The following is an 18,366-nucleotide window of genomic DNA, read 5'->3' on the forward strand; positions in this document are numbered from 1 at the left end:
AGCCAGGCCGAGCGCAGTGCTTGCATATCTCATCCGGCGTATCTTCGCCGTCGTCGTCATGCTGTTGGTCATCGTCCTGATGACCTTCGGAATCTTCTTCCTCTTCCCCAAGATGATCGGTGCGGACCCGGCGCTCTACTTCGTCGGCAAGCAGTCCGACCCCGCCGCCATCGAGGGCATCCGGCAGAAGATGGGTCTCGATGACCCGATCCTGGTCCAGTTCGGAAAGTTCGTCGTCGGGCTGGTGGCGGGCCGTACGTACGCCAACGGCACCGATGTCACAAACTGCGCCGCTCCCTGCTTCGGGTACTCCTTCAAGACCGAGCAGGAGGTGTTCCCGCTGCTGATGGACTGGCTGCCGGTGACCCTCTCGCTCGCCGGCGGAGCCGTGGTCCTGTGGGTCCTCGGCGGTGTCGCCACCGGCGTCGTCTCCGCCCTCAAGCGGGGCACCGCGATCGACCGCTCGGCCATGGGCGTCGCCCTCGCCGGCGTCTCGCTCCCCATCTACTTCACGGGCATGCTCTTCATCGCCCTGTTCTCGGACACGATGGGCTGGTTCAGCCGCCCGGACACCGAGTTCGCCGTGGATCCCGGGAAGTGGTTCAACGGCATGGTCCTGCCGTGGGTCTCCCTCGCGTTCCTGTACGCGGCGATGTACGCCCGCCTCACCCGCGCCACGATGCTGGAGGTCCTCAACGAGGACTACATCCGCACCGCCCGCGCCAAGGGCCTGACCGAGCCGGTCGTCATCGGCAAGCACGCCATGCGCTCCACGATGACCCCGATCCTCACGGTCCTCGGCCTGGACCTCGGCGCCCTGCTCGGCGGCGCCGTCCTCACCGAGTACACGTTCTCCCTGCACGGCCTCGGGTACAGCGCCGTCCGGGCGATCAGCGACCACGACCTGCCGGTCATCCTCGGCATCACGCTGATCTCCGCCTTCTTCGTCGTAGCCGCGAACCTCATCGTTGACCTCCTGTACGCGGTGATCGACCCCCGAGTGAGGCTGTCATGACCGACATGACCAAGACCGGGGCCGTGAACGAGCCCGTGGCCGCCGCCGATCCCGGCACCGCGTTCCTCGACGTCCGCGACCTCAAGGTGCACTTCCCGACCGAGGACGGCCTGGTCAAGTCCGTCGACGGGCTCTCCTTCACGCTGGAGAAGGGCAAGACCCTCGGCATCGTCGGCGAGTCCGGCTCCGGCAAGTCCGTCACCTCGCTCGGCATCATGGGCCTGCACCGGGTCGGCCAGTACGGCCGCCAGCGGGCGCAGATCTCCGGCGAGATCTGGCTGAACGGCAAGGAACTGCTGTCGGCCGACGAGGACGAGGTCCGCCGGCTCCGCGGCCGCGACGTCGCGATGATCTTCCAGGACCCGCTCAGCGCGATGCACCCGTACTTCACCATCGGCAAGCAGATCGCCGAGGCGTACCGGGTGCACCACAAGGTCGACAAGAAGGCCGCCCGCGCGCGGGCCGTCGAACTCCTCGACCGGGTGGGCATCCCCGAGCCGCACAAGCGGGTCGACAACTACCCGCACGAGTTCTCCGGCGGCATGCGCCAGCGCGCGATGATCGCGATGGCGCTGGTCAACAACCCCGAGCTGCTCATCGCGGACGAGCCGACCACCGCCCTCGACGTCACCGTCCAGGCGCAGATCCTCGACCTGATCCGGGACCTGCAGAAGGAGTTCGGCTCCGCGGTCATCATGATCACGCACGACCTCGGCGTGGTCGCGGAGATGGCGGACGACCTGCTCGTCATGTACGGCGGCCGGTGCGTCGAGCGCGGCAGCGCCGAGAAGGTCTTCTACGAGCCCCGGCACCCGTACACCTGGGGCCTGCTCGGCTCGATGCCCCGCATCGACCGCGAGCAGACCGAACGGCTCATCCCGGTCAAGGGCTCCCCGCCGAGCCTCATCAACATCCCCAGCGGCTGCGCCTTCAACCCGCGCTGCCCGTACGCCGACGTCCCCAAGGACAACGTCACCCGTACGGTGCGCCCGGAGCTCGTCGCCGAAGAGGGCACCCGGCACTGGTCCGCCTGCCACATGTCGCAGGAGGAGCGGACCCGGATCTGGACCGAAGAGATTGCGCCGAAGCTGTGACCGACACCCACAAGGCGGCCGCCGCCGCCATCCCCGAGCAGGCCTCCTCCTCTCCGGAGCCGCTGCTGAAGGTCACCGGCCTGACCAAGCACTTCCCCATCACCAAGGGGGTGCTGCGCCGTCAGGTCGGCGCGGTCAAGGCCGTCGACGGCCTCGACTTCGAGGTCTACCCCGGTGAGACCCTCGGCGTCGTCGGCGAGTCCGGCTGCGGCAAGTCGACCATGGGCCGGCTGCTCATGCGCCTGCTGGAGCCGACCGGCGGCAAGATCGAGTTCCAGGGCACGGACGTCACGCACCTCGGGGTCGCGGGCATGCGCCCGCTCCGCCGCGACGTGCAGATGATCTTCCAGGACCCGTACGGCTCGCTGAACCCGCGGCACACCGTCGGCACCATCGTCAGCGCCCCCTTCAAGCTCCAGGGCGTCACGCCCGAGGGCGGCCTGAAGGCGGAGGTGCAGCGGCTGCTGTCGCTCGTGGGCCTCAACCCCGAGCACTACAACCGCTACCCGCACGAGTTCTCCGGCGGCCAGCGCCAGCGCATCGGCATCGCCCGTGCCCTGGCCCTCAAGCCGAAGCTCGTGATCGCGGACGAGCCGGTCTCCGCCCTCGACGTGTCGATCCAGGCCCAGGTGGTCAACCTGCTGGACGACCTCCAGGACGAGCTGGGCCTGACCTACGTGATCATCGCCCACGACCTGTCGGTCATCCGGCACGTCTCGGACCGGATCGCGGTCATGTACCTCGGCAAGATCGTCGAGCTGACCGACCGGAACTCGCTGTACACGAGTCCGATGCACCCGTACACCAACGCGCTGATGTCGGCCGTGCCGGTGCCGGACCCGCGCCGCCGCGGGGTCAAGACCGGGCGCATCCTGCTCAAGGGCGACGTGCCCTCGCCGATCAAGCCGCCCAGCGGCTGCCGGTTCCACACCCGGTGCTGGAAGGCGACGCAGATCTGCACCACGCAGGAGCCGCCGCTGCTGGCCCTGAAGACCGGTCACCAGGTGGCCTGCCACCACCCGGAGAACGCGCCGGACCAGGCGCCGGGCGACCCGGCCCTGCCGGAGGGCGTGCAGGAGGCGGCCGCGGCCGCCGCCGCGGTCCCGGACGAGGACGCGTAGCGCAGGGCTGCGCACCCGGCACCCGGCGGCGGGGCGGATCGATTCCGCCCCGCCGCCGCCGTCGTCCGGGGGCCCGGTCCGCAGCCCGCACAATTGGGGGGTGGTACAGGAACTCTTCCCTCCGGACGTCCAGCACGTGCTGGACCTCGCGGGCATCTTCGTCTTCGCCACCGCCGGCGCCCTGCTGGCGGTCCGCAAGAACTTCGACATCTTCGGCATCGCCGTGCTGGCCCTCGTCACCGCCCTCGGCGGCGGCCTCTTCCGCGACGTGGTGATCGGCGCCGTGCCCGCGGCCGCCTTCAGCGAGCTGAGCTTCTTCGTGACCCCGCTCATCGCGGCCGCGATCGTCTTCTTCCTGCACCCCGAGGTCCAGCGGATCAACCGCGCCATCAACGTCTTCGACGCGGCCGGCCTCGGCCTGTTCTGCGTCACCGGCACCACCAAGGCCTACGAGTACGGGCTCGGCCTGACCGCGTCGGCCGCCCTCGGCCTGGCCACCGCGGTCGGCGGCGGCGTGCTGCGCGACGTGCTCGCCAACGACGTCCCCTCGCTGCTGCGCGACCGCGAGATGTACGCCGTACCCGCGATCGTGGGCGCGACCATGGTGGCCCTCTTCATCGGCTTCGACATGATGAACGCCGTCACGGGCGGGCTGGCCGCCGTGACCACGTTCGTGCTGCGGCTGCTGGCGATGCGCTACCACTGGCGGGCGCCGCTGGCGTGGAACCGCCGCTCCTCGGTGGCCGAAGAGGTCTGAGCGGTCCGGGCCGGCCCCGGTCGCTGCCGGTGGCGGTCGGTCTCAAAGAAAAGCTACCGCTTAGTAGCAAGCGGGTGTAGCGTCGTTCCCATGACCCAGGCAATCCAGGCAACGATCGGCGACAGCGAGTTCGACCGGGACACCAGCGTGAGGCCGCGCGGCGCGGCCGAGCCCGGCGTCTTCGACGCGGACCTGTCCGCCGGGTGGACGATCATCACCGCCGTCAACGGCGGCTACCTGCTCGCGCTGGTCGGCCGGGCGCTCTCCGAGTACCTGCCGCACCGCGACCCGATCACGGTCTCGGCCCACTACCTCAGCGCCTCCGTGCCGGGTCCCGCCGTCATCCGCACCGAGCTGGTCCGCGCCGGCAAGACCCTCTCCACCGGCCAGGCCTCCCTCTTCCAGTACGACGAGAACGGCGCCGAGGTCGAGCGCATCCGCGTCCTCGCCTCGTACGGCGACCTCACCGCCCTGCCCGCCGACGTGCACACCACCGCCGCGCAGCCCGACATCCCGGCCTACGAGCACTGCCTGGGCGCGGACGCCGGCCCGGCCCCGATCCCCGGCAGCTCCGCCATCGTCGACCGGCTGCGGCTGCGGCTGGACCCCACCACGGCCGGCTGGGCCGTCGGCGCCCCGTCCGGGCGCGGCGAGATGCGCGCCTGGTTCGCGCTGGCCGACGGCCGCGACGCCGACCCGCTGAGCCTGCTGCTCGCGGTCGACGCGCTGCCGCCCACCGCCTTCGAGATGGGCCTGATCGGCTGGGCCCCCACCGTGGAGCTGACCACCCACATCCGCGCCCTGCCGGCGCCCGGCCCGCTGCGGGTCTCGATCACCACCCGCAACCTGGCCGGCGGGTTCCTGGAGGAGGACGCCGAGGTCTGGGACTCCGCCGACCGCCTGGTCGCCCAGTCCCGCCAGCTGGCCCGCGCCCCGCGCACCTGACGGGCCGTCGGCCGGGTCCGCCGGGACCCGGCCGCCCGGACCGGCCCGCGCGGGCGGCCCCGGATTGGCCGGGCCGCCCGTACACCCGGCGCGGCGGCGACCGTAGAATCCGGTAATCATGGCCTACCTCGACCACGCCGCGACCACTCCGATGCTGCCGGAGGCCGCCGAGGCGATGACCGCCCAGTTCGCGGTCACCGGCAACGCCTCCTCCCTCCACGCCGCCGGCCGCCGGGCCCGCCGAACCGTCGAGGAGGCCAGAGAGGCGCTGGCCGAGGCCGTCGGCGCCCGGCCCAGCGAGGTCGTCTTCACCTCCGGCGGCACCGAAGCCGACAACCTCGGCGTCAAGGGCCTGTACTGGGCCCGCCGGGACGCCGACCCGGCCCGCACCCGGATCCTCGCCAGCCCCGTCGAGCACCACGCGGTCCTCGACGCCGTGGACTGGCTGGCCACCCACGAGGGCGCCACCGTCGAGTTCCTGCCCGTCGACCGGTACGGCCGGGTGCACCCCGAGGCCTTCCGCGAGGCCGTCGAGCGCAACCCCGCCGACGTGGCCCTGGCCACCGTCATGTGGGCCAACAACGAGATCGGCACCGTGCTGCCGGTCGCCGACATCGCGGCCGCCGGCCGGGAGTACGGCATCCCCGTGCACTCCGACGCCGTCCAGGCCTTCGGGCAGCTCGACGTCGGTTTCCAGGCCAGCGGGCTCGCCGCCATGACCGTCAGCGGCCACAAGATCGGCGGCCCGTACGGCATCGGCGCCCTGCTGCTCGGCCGCGACCAGACCCCGGTGCCCGTGCTGCACGGCGGCGGCCAGGAGCGGCACGTCCGCTCCGGCACCCTCGACGTGCCCGCCGTCGCCGCCTTCGCGGTGGCCGCGACCCTGGCCGCGGAGCGGCGCGAGGCGTTCGCCCGCGAGATCGGCGCGCTCCGCGACGAGCTGGTCGCCGCGGTGCTCGCCGCGGTGCCGGACGCCGTCCTCGGCGGCGACCCGCACGACCGGCTCCCGGCCAACGCCCACTTCAGCTTCCCCGGCTGCGAGGGCGACTCGCTCCTGCTGCTGCTCGACGCCCAGGGCATCGAGTGCTCCACCGGCTCGGCCTGCACCGCCGGCGTCGCCCAGCCCAGCCACGTCCTGCTGGCCACCGGCACCGACCCCGACCTGGCCCGCGGCACCCTCCGCTTCTCCCTCGGCCACACCTCCACCCGCGCGGACGTGGCCGCCCTGGCCGCCGCCATCGGCCCGGCCGTGGACCGGGCCCGGGCGGCGGGCCTCAGCTGAGTCCCGCAGGCCGTGTGGACCGGGCGGGGTCCGTCGGCCGTCAGCCGAGCCGGCGCCGGATCAGCTCCAGGTAGCGGTCCCAGTCCCAGTGCGGGCCGGGGTCCGTGTGGTCGGCTCCCGGGACCTCGCTGTGGCCCACGATGTGCCGCCGGTCGGCCGGGATGCCGTACCGGCGGCAGACGTCCGCGGCCAGCCGGGCCGACGCCTCGTACAGGGCGGCCGTGAAGTCCTGCGGCCGGTCCACGAAGCCGACGTGCTCGATGCCGACGCTCCGCTCGTTCATGCTCCGGTTGTTCGCGTGGAACGCCACGTCCAGCTCGCGCACCATCTGCCGGACGTGCCCGTCCCCGCGCACGATGTAGTGCGCCGAGGCCTTGTGCCAGGGATTCCGGAACGCGTCCACGGAGCCGGCGAAGCCGCCCTGCGTGACATGCACCACGATCCGGTCGATCCGGTAGTCCCTCGGCCGGTCGGCCAGCCGCCAGTTCGCCGGCGAGGCGGCGGTCCAGCGGGCGCCCTTGTGGTCGAGCTCGCCCTCGGTGCGCGGTACGGACACCCCGGGCAGCATCCAGTAGCCCCGGGAGATGTCGTCCCGCCCGGCCACCGCCACTCCGGCCAGCACACCCATGCCCGTGATCAGCACCACGCGCCGTCCCCGCCTGCTGCGGCCCACCCCCACCACCTCCGCCGAATAAGAACGCCCGTGCCCGCCGCACGGTTCCCCCCGTACTCTGGTGGGTGCTATGACTCAGAACCCGCAGCCGCGCCGCCCCCTCCGCGTCCTCGCCGCCATGTCCGGCGGTGTGGACTCCGCCGTCGCCGCCGCCCGCGCCGTCGAGGCCGGGCACGACGTGACCGGCGTCCACCTCGCGCTCTCCGCCAACCCGCAGTCCTTCCGGACCGGTGCCCGCGGCTGCTGCACGATCGAGGACTCCCGGGACGCCCGCCGGGCCGCCGACGTCATCGGCATCCCGTTCTACTGCTGGGACCTCGCCGAGCGGTTCCGCGAGGACGTGGTCGAGGACTTCATCGCGGAGTACGAGGCCGGCCGCACCCCCAACCCGTGCCTGCGCTGCAACGAGAAGATCAAGTTCGCCGCGCTGCTCGACAAGGCCCTCGCCCTCGGCTTCGACGCCGTCTGCACCGGCCACTACGCCACCGTCGTCGAGAACCCGGACGGCTCGCGCGAGCTGCACCGGGCCTCCGACATGGCCAAGGACCAGTCGTACGTGCTGGGCGTCCTCGACGAGAAGCAGCTGGCCCACGCCCTCTTCCCGCTCGGCGACACGATCACCACCAAGGACGAGATCCGGGCCGAGGCCGAGCGCCGGGGCCTGGCCGTCGCCAAGAAGCCCGACAGCCACGACATCTGCTTCATCGCGGACGGCGACACCCAGGGCTTCCTCGCCAAGCGGCTCGGCAAGGCCGAGGGCGACATCGTCGACGAGGACGGCAACCGGCTCGGCAGCCACGAGGGCGCGTACGGGTTCACCATCGGCCAGCGCAAGGGCCTGCGGATCGGCCACCCGGCCCCCGACGGCAAGCCGCGCTACGTCCTGGACATCTCGCCGGTCGACAACACCGTCACGGTCGGCCCCGCCGAGGCCCTCGACGTCTCCGCGCTGACCGCGATCAAGCCCCGTTGGTGCGGCGCCGTCCCGGCGGCCCCCGGCACGTACACGGCGCAGCTGCGCGCCCACGGCGGCGAGACCGAGGTGCACGCCGAGGTCGTCGACGGCGAGCTGCAGGTCACCTTCACCGAGCCGGTCCGCGGCGTCGCCCCCGGCCAGGCGATCGTCCTGTACGACGGCACCCGCGTGGTCGGCTCCGCCACCATCGCCACCACCACCCGGGCCGCGGCCGCGGTCTGAGACGCACGGAACGCCGCTGCCGTCCGGGCTCCGGACGGCAGCGGCGTTCGTGTTCCCGCAGGGCGGGCAGCGGGTCAGGCCACCGAGAGGACGATCTTGCCGGTGGTGCGGCCCTGCTCGCCCAGCTCGTGCGCCTTCGCGGCCTCCGCGAGCGGGAGCACCGCCTCGACCACCGGCTTCAGCGCGCCGCGCCCGACCAGCGCCGCGATCTCCCGCAGGCCCAGGTGGTCGGGGTCCACCAGCATCCACTCGGCGCGCACCGCGCCGGTCTCGGCCGGGACGTCGTCCGGGCCGGGCAGGACGATCAGGCGGCCGCCGGGGCGGAGCACCTTCAGGGAGCGCTCCGCGGTCTCGCCGCCGAGCCCGTCCAGGACCACGTCCACGTCGGACACCACGTCCTCGAAACGGACCGTGCGGTAGTCGACGACCTCGTCGGCACCGAGCGAGCGCACCAGGTCGTGCTTGCCGGCACTGGCCGTGCCGATCACGTACGCGCCGAGGGCCTTGGCGATCTGCACCGCGAAGTGGCCGACGCCGCCGGCCGCCGCGTGCACCAGCACCCGCTGCCCGGGCTGCACGCCGGCGGTGTCCACCAGGGCCTGCCAGGCGGTCAGCGCGGCCAGCGGCAGGGCCGCGGCCTCCACATGGGTCAGGGACTCCGGCTTGGGGGCGAGGTGCCGGGCCGGGGCCACCACGTACTCGGCGTAGCCGCCCGCCTGGCGGGGGAACAGCGGCATGCCGAAGACCTCGTCGCCGGGACGGAAGACGGTCACGCCGGGGCCGACGGCCTCGACGGTGCCGGACACGTCCCAGCCGACGGCCGGGACCGCGCCCCACTCGATCAGGCCGCCGGTGGCCCGGGTCTTCCAGTCCACCGGGTTGACGCCGGCCGCGTGGACACGGACCAGGACCTCGCCGAGGCCGGGGGCGGGCCGGTCGAGCTCGGCCACGGTCAGGGTCTCGGGTCCGCCCCACTGGTTGACGACGACGGCACGCATGGCAGGTCTCCCAAAAAGAAGTCGAAGGTCCGCAGGGGTTTTCCTGCGAGCGTTCCGCGGTTTTTCGGGGCTTTCACCCTGCTTTCCGCGGCGGTGAGACCAGCATGGCTGCGCCTGCCCCGGCGCGGTACTGGCCGGATGGCCACTATGTGACAGAATCTGGCCATGACCCCGGAGCCCGCCGAAACCACCGCACCTGCCGTCCATCGCGTCGCCGTCCTCGCCCTTCCCGGCGTCCCGCCCTTCGAGCTGGGCATGCCCTCGCGGGTCTTCGGCAGTGCCATGGACGCGACCGGCCGGGTGCTCTACGAGGTCACCGTCTGCACCGCCGACGGCGGGCCGGTGCTCAGCGACGCCGGGTTCACCGTGCTGCCCGCGGCCGGCCCCGAGGCCCTCGCCGCCGCCGACACCGTGATCGTCCCGCCCACCCACGCCATGCCCGAGCTGGGGGAGGGCGGACCGCTGCCCCCCGAGGTCACCGCCGCCATCGCGGCGATCCGGCCCGGCACCCGGCTGGTGTCCATCTGCTCCGGGTCCTACGTGCTGGCCGCCGCCGGGCTGCTCGACGGCCGGCCCGCCACCACCCACTGGAACCTCGCCCCCGAGTTCCGGCGCGCCTACCCCAAGGTCAACGTCGACGAGGAGGTCCTGTTCGTCGACGACGGGGATGTGCTCACCTCCGCTGGCGTGGCGGCCGGCGTCGACCTCTGCCTGCACCTCATCCGCCGCGACCACGGCGCTGCCGTCGCCAACCGGGCCGCCCGGATCTGTGTCGTACCGCCCTGGCGGGACGGCGGCCAGGCCCAGTACATCGACCGGCCGGTGCCGGAGCCCGTCCTGGCCACCACCGCCGCCACCCGGGCCTGGGCCCTGGAGCACCTCGGCGAGCCGCTGTCGCTGGCGCAGCTCGCCGAGCACGCCCGGATGAGCCTGCGCACCTTCACCCGCCGGTTCCGCGAGGAGGCCGGGCTCACCCCGGTCCAGTGGCTGACCGCCCAGCGCATCGAACTCGCCCGGCAGCTGCTGGAGTCGAGCGACCTGCCGGTGGACCTGGTGGCCCACCGGGCAGGGTTCGGTTCGGCCAACTCGCTGCGCCAGCACATGCGTACGGCGCTCGGCGTGTCGCCGGTCGCCTACCGCAGGACCTTCCAGGCCCGGGCCGCGGCCTGACCGGAACGGCCGTACGAGCCGGGCACCGGAGTCCCTTCTTCCTCAACTGTCTTATTCGGACACGTTGTTGAGCAATTCCCCCGTGAGGGTGATACTGCCGCTTCCGGGGGGCGATCCCCGCCCTCCGCGCGATGACCTCTCATCCGGGGGATGAATTGCGTAAAGAACTGAAGAGGGCGTCCGCGGCGGGTGTCGCCGCGGCCGCCGCTGTGGCCCTGCTGGCGGGACTGACCACCCCGTCCGCGGCCCAGACCGTCCACACCGCCGATCCGCTCCCCGCCGCCGCAGACACCGGCACCGCCCGCAAGGGGCTCACCCGCATCACCCTCGTCACCGGCGACCGCGTGGTCGTCGACGGCCAGGGCCGGCCCGTCGGGCTGGAGCGGGCCCCCGGCCGGGCCCGGATACCCGTGTCCGTCGAACGCGACGGCACCCACACCCGCGTCGTGCCCTACGACGCCCGGCGCCTGATCGCCGACGGCACCCTCGACGCCCGGCTCTTCGACGTCACCGAACTCAGCCGCCCCGAGTACCGCGCCTCCCACGGCGACCGGCTCCGGCTGATCATCGGCTACCAGGGCGCCGCCCCGGCCGCCCGCGCCGCGCTGCGCAACGCCGGCGACACCGACGTCCGGCACACCTTCCGCACCCTGGGCGCCGAGGCCGTCAGCGCCGGTCCGCAGGGCGCGGCCGCCGTCTGGGAAGCCCTCACCGACAGGCAGCGCGCCACCGGCAGCCGCACCGCGGCCGCCGGCATCGCCCGGATCTGGCTGGACGGCATCCGCAAGGCCGGCCTCGACAAGAGCACCCGGCAGATCGGCGCCGACAAGGCCTGGGCCGCCGGCTACGACGGCAAGGGCGTCAAGATCGCCGTCCTCGACACCGGCGTCGACGCCACCCACCCCGACCTCGCCGGCCAGGTGCTCGCCGCCAAGAACTTCACCCGGTCCGCCGACACCAAGGACCGCGTCGGCCACGGCACCCACGTCGCCTCCATCGCCGCCGGCACCGGCGCCGCCTCCGGAGGCCGGCTGAAGGGTGTCGCACCCGGCGCCAAGGTGCTCGCCGGCAAGGTCCTCGACGACGGCGGGTCCGGCGACGACTCCGGCATCCTCGCCGGCTTCGAATGGGCCGTCGCCGAGGGCGCCGACATCATCAACCTGAGCCTCGGCGGCGGCGACACCCCGCAGCTCGACCCCCTCGAAGCCGCCGTGAACAAGCTGAGCGCCGACAAGGGCGTCCTGTTCGCCGTCGCCGCCGGCAACAGCGGCCCCGGCGCCGGCACCGTCGACTCCCCGGGCAGCGCCGAAGCCGCCCTGACCGTCGGCGCCGTCGACGACAAGGACGTGCTCGCCCCGTTCTCCAGCACCGGCCCGCGCACCGGCGACGGCGGCCTCAAGCCCGACGTCACCGCACCCGGCGTGGACATCACCGCGGCCGCCGCCCCCGGCAGCCTCATCGAGCGCGAGGTGGGCCAGAACCCGCCCGGCTACCTGTCCATCTCCGGCACCTCCATGGCCACCCCGCACGCCGCCGGCGCCGCCGCCCTGCTCAAGCAGCAGCACCCGCAGTGGAAGGCCGACCGGCTCAAGGGCGTGCTGACGGCCTCCACCAAGGGCGGCGCGTACACCGCCTTCCAGCAGGGCAGCGGCCGGATCGCCGTCGACCGCGCCCTCGGGCAGCAGGTGATCGCCGAACCCGTCTCCCTCGGCTTCGGCGTCCGGCAGTGGCCGCACCAGGACGACAAGCCGGTCACCAAGAACCTCACCTACCGCAACCTCGGCAGCGCCCCGGTCACCCTCACGCTGGCCGTCCGGGCCACCGGCCCCGACAACAAGCCGGCCCCCAAGGGCTTCTTCACCCTCGGCGCCCGCCAGGTCACCGTCCCCGCCGGCGGCACCGCCAGTGTCCCGGTGACCGCCGACACCCGGCCCGGCGGCACCAAGGACGGCGCGTACAGCGCGTACGTCACCGCCACCGGCGGCGGCCAGAGCGTGCGCACCGCGGCCGCCGTGGACCGCGAGGTCGAGTCGTACGACGTGACGGTCAAGCACATCGGCCGCGACGGCAAGCCCGCGAAGTACGCCGACACCACCCTGATCGGCGTGTCCGGCCCCGCCGCCGACCGCCGCTACGGCATCTACGACCCGTCCGGCACCGGCACCCTCCGCGTCCCCCGCGGCGGCTACCTGATGAACTCCGCCGCGATCGACGACCCGGAAGCCGCCCAGCCCGGCATCGACTGGATCGCCCGGCCCCGGCTCGACATCAGCCGCAACACGACCCTGACCGTGGACGCCCGGACCGCCAAGCCCGTGGACATCACCGTCCCCGCGGCCGACGCCGTGTCCGCCTTCGCGGCGCCCGGCTACACCGTGACCACGAGCGGCGGCTGGATGTCGTTCGGCTGGTGGCTGGACTCGTACCGGAACTTCCGCATGACCCAGCAGGGCCCCGACGTACCGGCCGGGAGCCTCTCGCAGCAGTTCGACGGGCACTGGATGCGGGGCGCGGCCGACGAGTACCACGTGGTGCTCGGCGGCCCGGTCAGGCGGCTCGCGGACGGCTACACCAAGCACCTGAAGGCCGCCGAACTGGCCACCGTCAAGGTAGCCCAGGGCGTCGCGGCCACCGGAAAGCAGGGCGTGCTCACCTCCCTCGGCTGGCTGCCGCAGGCCGCCGGAGCCACCTCGGCCTCGGTCCCGCGCCCGCTGCCCGGGACCACCACCCTGCACCTGTCCGCGCAGGACGGCGTGAAGTGGGACACCTACTTCGACCAGAGCGGGGGCAAGGACGCCGAGGGCTTCCCGCTGGTGGAGGCCTCGTACCAGACCATCGCGCCGCGGGTCTACCAGAGCGGGAAGACGTACCGGGAGACGTTCAACACCGCGGTGTTCGGCCCCCTCGTCGGGGGCGGGTTCGGCATCAACCGGGTCCGCGACGAGATCGTCGCCTCCCTGCCGCTCTTCGCGGACGGCGCCGGCCACCTCGGCGGCAGCGAGGTCACCAAGGCCGACACGGTCCTGTACCGCAACGGCGTGCCCGTCGGGCGCAACAACGACCCTCTGACCGGCGGCTCGTTCAAGGTCCCGGCCGGTGACGCCGCGTACAAGCTGACCACCACCGTGGACCGCAGCCCCGCGCTGTCCATGGTCTCCACCCGGATCAAGGCCGCCTGGTGGTTCCGCTCGGCGAAGACCACCAAGGAGACGCCGCTGCCGGTCTCCGTGGTCCGCTTCGCCCCGGAGGTCGCCCTGGACGGCACCTCCCCGGCCGGCCGCACCGTCGCCATCCCGCTGACCGTGCAGGGCCCGGCCGGCGGGAAGGGCCTGAAGTCCCTCGCGGTGTACGCCTCCACGGACGGCGGCTACACCTGGAAGAAGCTGACCGTGAAGGACGGCAGGGTGTCCGTGAAGAACCCGGCCAAGGGCAAGGCGGTCTCGCTGCGCGCCGTGGTCGAGGACAGGAACGGCAACAAGGGCGACGTGACCATCGTCAACGCCTACTGCGCGGGCTGACCCCTCCCGCACCCCGCGGGCCCGCCGGAGCAGGGCTCCGGCGGGCTCCGCCACGTCCGCCGCCGGCCGGGGCCGGCCACCGGCCATGACCTCCGGAGTAATCGACCGCCCCGGCCCGCCCCGGCAGGATCGGCGTACGCCCCGCGGACCGCGCGGGACGGTGCCACCGCAACCGAGGAGAGACGCATGCCCGCCTACGCGATCGCCCACCTGCGCCCCCGGCAGCCGCACGCCGAGATCATCGAGTACATCGAGCGGATCCAGGCCACCCTCGACCCGTTCGGCGGCCGCTTCCTGGTGCACGGCGCCGAGGTCGAGGTGGTCGAAGGCCCCTGGGAGGGCACCGTGGTCGTCATCGCCTTCCCTGACATCGAAGCCGCCCGCGCCTGGTACGCCTCCCCGGCCTACCAGGAGATCCTGCCGCTGCGCACCCGGCACATGGCCGCCGAGGCCGTCCTCGTCGAGGGCGTCCCCGCCGGCTACGACCCGGCCCGGCGGGCCGCCGCACTGCGGGCGACGGCGCAGCAGGGCTGACCCGGGCCGGCCGGTGCTCGCACCCCGGCCGGCCGGGCCCGCCCGGGGTGCGAGCATGGGGGCATGGCTACTCATCTGATCACCGGTGCCGGCTCGGGCATCGGCGCCGCCGTCGCGCGCCGGCTGCACGAGCGCGGCGACGACCTGGTGCTGCTCGCCCGCGACGCCGCCCGCGGCAAGGAGCTCACCGCCCGCTTCCCCGGCTCCCGGGCGCTCGTCGCCGACCTCGCCGACCCGGACCGGATCTCCTGGGCGTTCTCCCACCAGGCGCTGCCCGACCGGCTCGACTCCCTGCTGCACGTCGCCGGCATCGTCGACCTCGGCCCGGTCGGCGAACTCCGCCCCAAGACCTGGCACCAGCAGCTCAACGTGAACCTGATCGCCCCCGCCGAACTCACCCGGCTGCTGCTGCCCTCGCTGCGCGCCGCCCAGGGCCACGTCGTCTACGTCAACTCCGGCGCCGGCCTCAACGCGCACGCCGAGTGGAGCGCGTACGCCGCCTCCAAGCACGGCCTCAAGGCCCTCGCCGACTCGCTGCGCCACGAGGAGAAGCCCAACGGCGTCCGCGTCACCTCCGTCTACCCGGGCCGCACCGCCACCCCGATGCAGGCCAAGGTGCACTCCCAGGAGGGCAGGGAGTACGACCCGGCGGCCTGGATCGACCCCGAGTCCGTGGCCACCACCGTCGTGATGGCCATCGACCTGCCGCGCGACGCCGAGGTCAACGACCTGACCGTACGGCCGGGGCGCTGAGCCGATGACCGCCACCGGAGTCGGCTCGCTGCCCGGCGGGGACGCGCGCGAGGCCGCCAAGACCGTGACGGGGACCTTCGAGGAGTTCCCGTACCTTGCCGAACTGCCCGCCCGCGGCCCCGGCGCCGACATGATCGGCCGCTCCCTCGGGCTGCTCGTCGACATGTACGCGCACGTCGAGCCGAGCGGCTGGCGGATCAGCGACCGGCCCGGCCGGGACACCCGGCGGGCCCGGTCCTGGCTCGGCGAGGACCTCGACGCGCTGGAGGAGTTCACCCAGGGCTACAGCGGCCCGCTCAAGGTGCAGGCCGTCGGCCCGTGGACGCTGGCCGCCGCCCTCGAACTGCGCGGCGGCGAGGCCGTGCTCCAGGACGCCGGGGCCTGCCGCGACCTGGCCGGCTCGCTCGCCGAGGGCCTGCACGGCCACCTCGCCGACGTCCGCAAGCGGATCCCCGGCGCCGAGATCGTGCTCCAGTTCGACGAGCCCTCGCTGACCGCGGTGCTGCGCGGCCAGGTGAAGACCGCCAGCGGCTACCGGACCCACCGGGCGGTGGACCGGCAGGTCGTGGAGGGCACCCTGCGGGACCTGTTCGCCGTCCACGACGGCCCGGTGACCGTGCACTCGTGCGCGCCCGCCGTGCCGTTCGCCCTGCTGCGCCGGGCCGGCGCCACGGGCATCTCGTTCGATTTCGCACTGCTCACGGAGCGCGAGGACGAGGCGATCGGCGAAGCCGTCGAAGGCGGCACGCGGCTCTTCGCCGGTGTGGTCCCCGGCACCGACGGCCCGTTGTCGGACCCGGCCGGTAGCGTCATGGGTGTCAGGAAGCTCTGGCGCAGGCTGGGACTGTCCCCGGGGACCCTCGCGGAGTCCGTGGTGGTCACCCCGTCGTGCGGTCTGGCGGGTGCTTCGCCCGCCTACGCGCGTGCGGTACAGGCCCATTGCGTCCGGGCGGCGAGGTCGCTCGCCGACAACCCTGAGTGACGGTTCAACGGGAGGACGGGCATGGCAGCCGAACAGCAGCAGGGCGACGCGGTACCGGTGGAGGCGCGTGAGCGGCACGCCCTGCTCGCCGAACAGGTCGAGGAGCACCGCTTCCGGTACTACGTGAGCGACCAGCCGGTGGTCAGCGACGCCGAGTTCGACCGGCTGCTGCGCTCCCTGGAGGCGCTGGAAGAGGAGTTCCCCGAGCTGCGCACCCCCGACTCGCCCACCCAGAAGGTGGCGGGGGCGTACGCGACGGACTTCGCGGCCGTCGAGCACCGCGAGCGGATGCTCTCCCTCGACAACGCCTTCGACGACGAGGAGCTGTCCGCCTGGGCCGAGCGGGTGGCACGGGACGCGGGCGGCGCCTTCCACTACCTGTGCGAGCTGAAGGTGGACGGCCTCGCGGTCAACCTGACGTACGAGAACGGCCGGCTGGTCCGGGCCGCCACCCGCGGCGACGGCCGCACCGGCGAGGACATCACGCCGAACGTGCGGACGATCGCCGAGATCCCCGACCGGCTCACGGGCGACCGCGTCCCGGCCCTCGTCGAGATCCGCGGCGAGGTCTTCTTCCCGATGGAGAAGTTCGAGGAGCTGAACGCCCGTCTGGTGGAGGCCGGCGACAAGCCGTTCGCCAACCCGCGCAACGCGGCCGCCGGATCGCTGCGCCAGAAGGACCCGAAGGTCACCGCCACCCGCCCGCTGCACATGGTGGTGCACGGCATCGGCGCCCGCGACGGCCTGGTCATCGACCGGCTGTCGCAGGCGTACGAGCTGCTGCACGAGTGGGGACTGCCCACCGCCCGGCACAACCGGGTGGTCGGCTCCCTCGGCGAGGTCCGGGAGTTCATCGCGTACTTCGGCGAGAACCGGCACTCGGTCGAGCACGAGATCGACGGCGTGGTCGTCAAGCTCGACGAGATCCCGCTCCAGGGCCGGCTCGGCTCCACGGCGCGCGCCCCGCGCTGGGCGATCGCCTGGAAGTACGCGCCGGAGGAGGTCAACACCCGGCTGGTCGACATCAAGGTCGGCGTCGGCCGCACCGGCCGGGTCACCCCGTACGCGCAGGTGGAGCCGGTGCAGGTGGCCGGCTCCGAGGTCGAGTTCGCCACCCTGCACAACCAGGAGGTGGTCAAGGCCAAGGGCGTGCTGATCGGCGACACCGTCGTGCTGCGCAAGGCCGGTGACGTCATCCCCGAGATCCTCGGCCCGGTGGTCGACCTGCGCGACGGCACCGAGCGGGAGTTCGTGATGCCCGCCGAGTGCCCGGAGTGCGGGACCCCGCTGCGGGCCATGAAGGAGGGGGACATCGACCTGCGGTGCCCCAACGGGCAGACCTGCCCCGCCCAGCTGCGCGAGCGGCTGTTCTACCTCGGCGGCCGGCAGTCCCTGGACATCGAGAACTTCGGCGCGGTGGCCGCGGCCGCGCTCACCCGCCCGCTGGAGCCGGCGGTGCCGCCGGTGCGCGACGAGGGCGACCTGTTCGATCTGACGGTCGAACAGCTGCTGCCCATCAAGGCGTACGTGCTCGATCCGGACAGCGGGCTGCCCAAGAGGGACCCGAAGACCGGCGAGGAGAAGATCGTCACGGTCTTCGCCACCCAGGACGGCGAGCCGAAGAAGAACACCCTGGCGATGCTCGCGAACATCGAGGCGGCCAAGGACCGCCCGCTGGCCCGCATCATCAACGGCCTGTCCATCCGGCACGTCGGCCCGGTCGCCGCCGAGGCGCTGGCCCGCGAGTTCCGCTCCATCGAGCGGATCGAGCAGGCCACCGAGGAGGAACTCACCGCCACCGAGGGCGTGGGCGCCATCATCGCGGCCTCTCTCAAGGAGTGGTTCGCCGTGGACTGGCACCAGGAGATCCTGCGCAAGTGGCGCGCGGCCGGCGTCCGGATGGAGGAGGAAGGTTCCGCCGAGGAGGAGGGCCCGCGGCCGCTGGAGGGGCTGACCGTCGTGGTCACCGGAACCCTGCAGGACCACACCCGCGACGGCGCCAAGGAGGCCCTGCAGAGCCGGGGCGCCAAGGTCACCGGTTCGGTCTCCAAGAAGACGTCCTTCGTGGTCGTCGGCGACAACCCCGGCTCCAAGTACGACAAGGCGATGCAGCTGAAGCTGCCCGTGCTCGACGACGCCGGCTTCGCCGTGCTGCTGGAGCAGGGACCGGACGCCGCCCGCGAAGCCGCCCTTCCGGTTGAGGGGGAATAGTGCCCGCACGGGACTGGCCAGGCACCCCTTAGCTGTCGGATCATCAGATGGGTGACAGGGGGGTCCTGGTCCGCCCTCACCCGTTCGGCGGATACCGTACTGATGAGGATGGCTG

The 18,366-nt window shown here is 73.1% G+C and carries 15 protein-coding genes; 13 read left to right on the top strand and 2 right to left on the bottom strand.

The window, feature by feature from the left end; all coding sequences use genetic code 11:
• The first annotated feature begins 16 nt into the window (after positions 1 to 16).
• The 6 genes from LG634_RS17430 to LG634_RS17455 all read left to right on the top strand — a co-directional run bounded on the left by LG634_RS17430 (position 17) and on the right by LG634_RS17455 (position 6,214).
• The gene (locus LG634_RS17430; RefSeq protein WP_226734758.1) at positions 17 to 1,015 is read left to right on the top strand and encodes an ABC transporter permease; all 999 of its coding nucleotides are present in this window, start codon (positions 17 to 19) and stop codon (positions 1,013 to 1,015) included.
• Positions 1,012 to 2,109 (top strand): ABC transporter ATP-binding protein, encoded by a 1,098-nt coding sequence (locus LG634_RS17435; RefSeq protein ID WP_226734759.1) that lies wholly within the window; start codon positions 1,012 to 1,014, stop codon positions 2,107 to 2,109. The genes LG634_RS17430 and LG634_RS17435 overlap by 4 nt, the downstream gene beginning before the upstream one ends.
• Positions 2,106 to 3,230 (top strand): ABC transporter ATP-binding protein, encoded by a 1,125-nt coding sequence (locus tag LG634_RS17440; protein WP_226734760.1) that lies wholly within the window; start codon positions 2,106 to 2,108, stop codon positions 3,228 to 3,230. Before LG634_RS17435 ends, LG634_RS17440 begins: the two co-directional genes overlap by 4 nt.
• Positions 3,231 to 3,330: 100 nt before the next feature.
• Complete coding sequence (locus LG634_RS17445; protein ID WP_226734761.1) at positions 3,331 to 3,987, top strand: trimeric intracellular cation channel family protein; 657 nt, start codon at positions 3,331 to 3,333, stop codon at positions 3,985 to 3,987.
• A 90-nt stretch (positions 3,988 to 4,077) separates the two neighbouring features.
• Entirely contained in the window at positions 4,078 to 4,932 is an 855-nt protein-coding gene (locus LG634_RS17450; protein ID WP_226734762.1) for a thioesterase family protein, read from the top strand.
• 118 nt (positions 4,933 to 5,050) lie between these two features.
• Positions 5,051 to 6,214: a cysteine desulfurase family protein gene (locus LG634_RS17455; protein ID WP_226734763.1), complete on the top strand. Its 1,164-nt coding sequence runs from the start codon at positions 5,051 to 5,053 to the stop codon at positions 6,212 to 6,214.
• Positions 6,215 to 6,254: 40 nt separating this feature from the next.
• On the opposite strand, the gene LG634_RS17460 is transcribed toward LG634_RS17455, so the two are convergent.
• Positions 6,255 to 6,842: an N-acetylmuramoyl-L-alanine amidase gene (locus tag LG634_RS17460; protein WP_372482438.1), complete on the bottom strand. Its 588-nt coding sequence runs from the start codon at positions 6,840 to 6,842 to the stop codon at positions 6,255 to 6,257.
• A 115-nt stretch (positions 6,843 to 6,957) separates the two neighbouring features.
• Between LG634_RS17460 and mnmA the strand changes: the two genes are divergently transcribed.
• Positions 6,958 to 8,085, top strand: coding sequence for a tRNA 2-thiouridine(34) synthase MnmA (gene mnmA / locus LG634_RS17465; protein WP_226734765.1), 1,128 nt, complete (start codon positions 6,958 to 6,960; stop codon positions 8,083 to 8,085).
• Positions 8,086 to 8,159: 74 nt separating this feature from the next.
• On the opposite strand, the gene LG634_RS17470 is transcribed toward mnmA, so the two are convergent.
• Entirely contained in the window at positions 8,160 to 9,083 is a 924-nt protein-coding gene (locus tag LG634_RS17470; protein ID WP_226734766.1) for an NADP-dependent oxidoreductase, read from the bottom strand.
• 165 nt (positions 9,084 to 9,248) lie between these two features.
• Here LG634_RS17470 and LG634_RS17475 point away from each other — a divergent pair, with 165 nt between their 5' ends.
• The 6 genes from LG634_RS17475 to ligA all read left to right on the top strand — a co-directional run bounded on the left by LG634_RS17475 (position 9,249) and on the right by ligA (position 18,251).
• Positions 9,249 to 10,253, top strand: a complete 1,005-nt coding sequence (locus LG634_RS17475) for a GlxA family transcriptional regulator (RefSeq protein WP_226734767.1) — start codon at positions 9,249 to 9,251, stop codon at positions 10,251 to 10,253.
• Positions 10,254 to 10,384: 131 nt separating this feature from the next.
• Positions 10,385 to 13,771, top strand: a complete 3,387-nt coding sequence (locus tag LG634_RS17480; RefSeq protein WP_308072533.1) for a S8 family peptidase — start codon at positions 10,385 to 10,387, stop codon at positions 13,769 to 13,771.
• A gap of 186 nt (positions 13,772 to 13,957) precedes the next feature.
• Entirely contained in the window at positions 13,958 to 14,305 is a 348-nt protein-coding gene (locus tag LG634_RS17485; protein ID WP_226734769.1) for a DUF1330 domain-containing protein, read from the top strand.
• A 63-nt stretch (positions 14,306 to 14,368) separates the two neighbouring features.
• Complete coding sequence (locus LG634_RS17490) at positions 14,369 to 15,058, top strand: SDR family oxidoreductase (protein ID WP_226734770.1); 690 nt, start codon at positions 14,369 to 14,371, stop codon at positions 15,056 to 15,058.
• Positions 15,059 to 15,062: 4 nt separating this feature from the next.
• A complete protein-coding gene (locus LG634_RS17495) occupies positions 15,063 to 16,040 on the top strand; it encodes a methionine synthase (RefSeq protein ID WP_226734771.1) in 978 nt (325 codons plus the stop codon).
• Between the two features lie 21 nt (positions 16,041 to 16,061).
• The gene (gene ligA / locus LG634_RS17500; RefSeq protein ID WP_226734772.1) at positions 16,062 to 18,251 is read left to right on the top strand and encodes an NAD-dependent DNA ligase LigA; all 2,190 of its coding nucleotides are present in this window, start codon (positions 16,062 to 16,064) and stop codon (positions 18,249 to 18,251) included.
• Positions 18,252 to 18,366 lie beyond the last annotated feature (115 nt).

Source organism: Streptomyces bambusae (assembly GCF_020532645.1).
Taxonomy (GTDB): domain Bacteria; phylum Actinomycetota; class Actinomycetes; order Streptomycetales; family Streptomycetaceae; genus Streptomyces; species Streptomyces bambusae.

Bases quoted from the DNA above. Each gene is read 5' to 3' on its own strand.
- LG634_RS17435 (WP_226734759.1), top strand. From the start codon at position 1,012: ATGACCGACATGACCAAGACCGGGGCCGTGAACGAGCCCGTGGCCGCC.
- LG634_RS17450 (WP_226734762.1), top strand. From the start codon at position 4,078: ATGACCCAGGCAATCCAGGCAACGATCGGCGACAGCGAGTTCGACCGG.
- LG634_RS17455 (WP_226734763.1), top strand. From the start codon at position 5,051: ATGGCCTACCTCGACCACGCCGCGACCACTCCGATGCTGCCGGAGGCC.
- LG634_RS17460 (WP_372482438.1), bottom strand. From the start codon at position 6,842: ATGGGTGTGCTGGCCGGAGTGGCGGTGGCCGGGCGGGACGACATCTCC.
- mnmA (WP_226734765.1), top strand. From the start codon at position 6,958: ATGACTCAGAACCCGCAGCCGCGCCGCCCCCTCCGCGTCCTCGCCGCC.
- LG634_RS17470 (WP_226734766.1), bottom strand. From the start codon at position 9,083: ATGCGTGCCGTCGTCGTCAACCAGTGGGGCGGACCCGAGACCCTGACC.
- LG634_RS17475 (WP_226734767.1), top strand. From the start codon at position 9,249: ATGACCCCGGAGCCCGCCGAAACCACCGCACCTGCCGTCCATCGCGTC.
- LG634_RS17480 (WP_308072533.1), top strand. From the start codon at position 10,385: ATGACCTCTCATCCGGGGGATGAATTGCGTAAAGAACTGAAGAGGGCG.
- LG634_RS17485 (WP_226734769.1), top strand. From the start codon at position 13,958: ATGCCCGCCTACGCGATCGCCCACCTGCGCCCCCGGCAGCCGCACGCC.
- LG634_RS17490 (WP_226734770.1), top strand. From the start codon at position 14,369: ATGGCTACTCATCTGATCACCGGTGCCGGCTCGGGCATCGGCGCCGCC.
- LG634_RS17495 (WP_226734771.1), top strand. From the start codon at position 15,063: ATGACCGCCACCGGAGTCGGCTCGCTGCCCGGCGGGGACGCGCGCGAG.
- ligA (WP_226734772.1), top strand. From the start codon at position 16,062: ATGGCAGCCGAACAGCAGCAGGGCGACGCGGTACCGGTGGAGGCGCGT.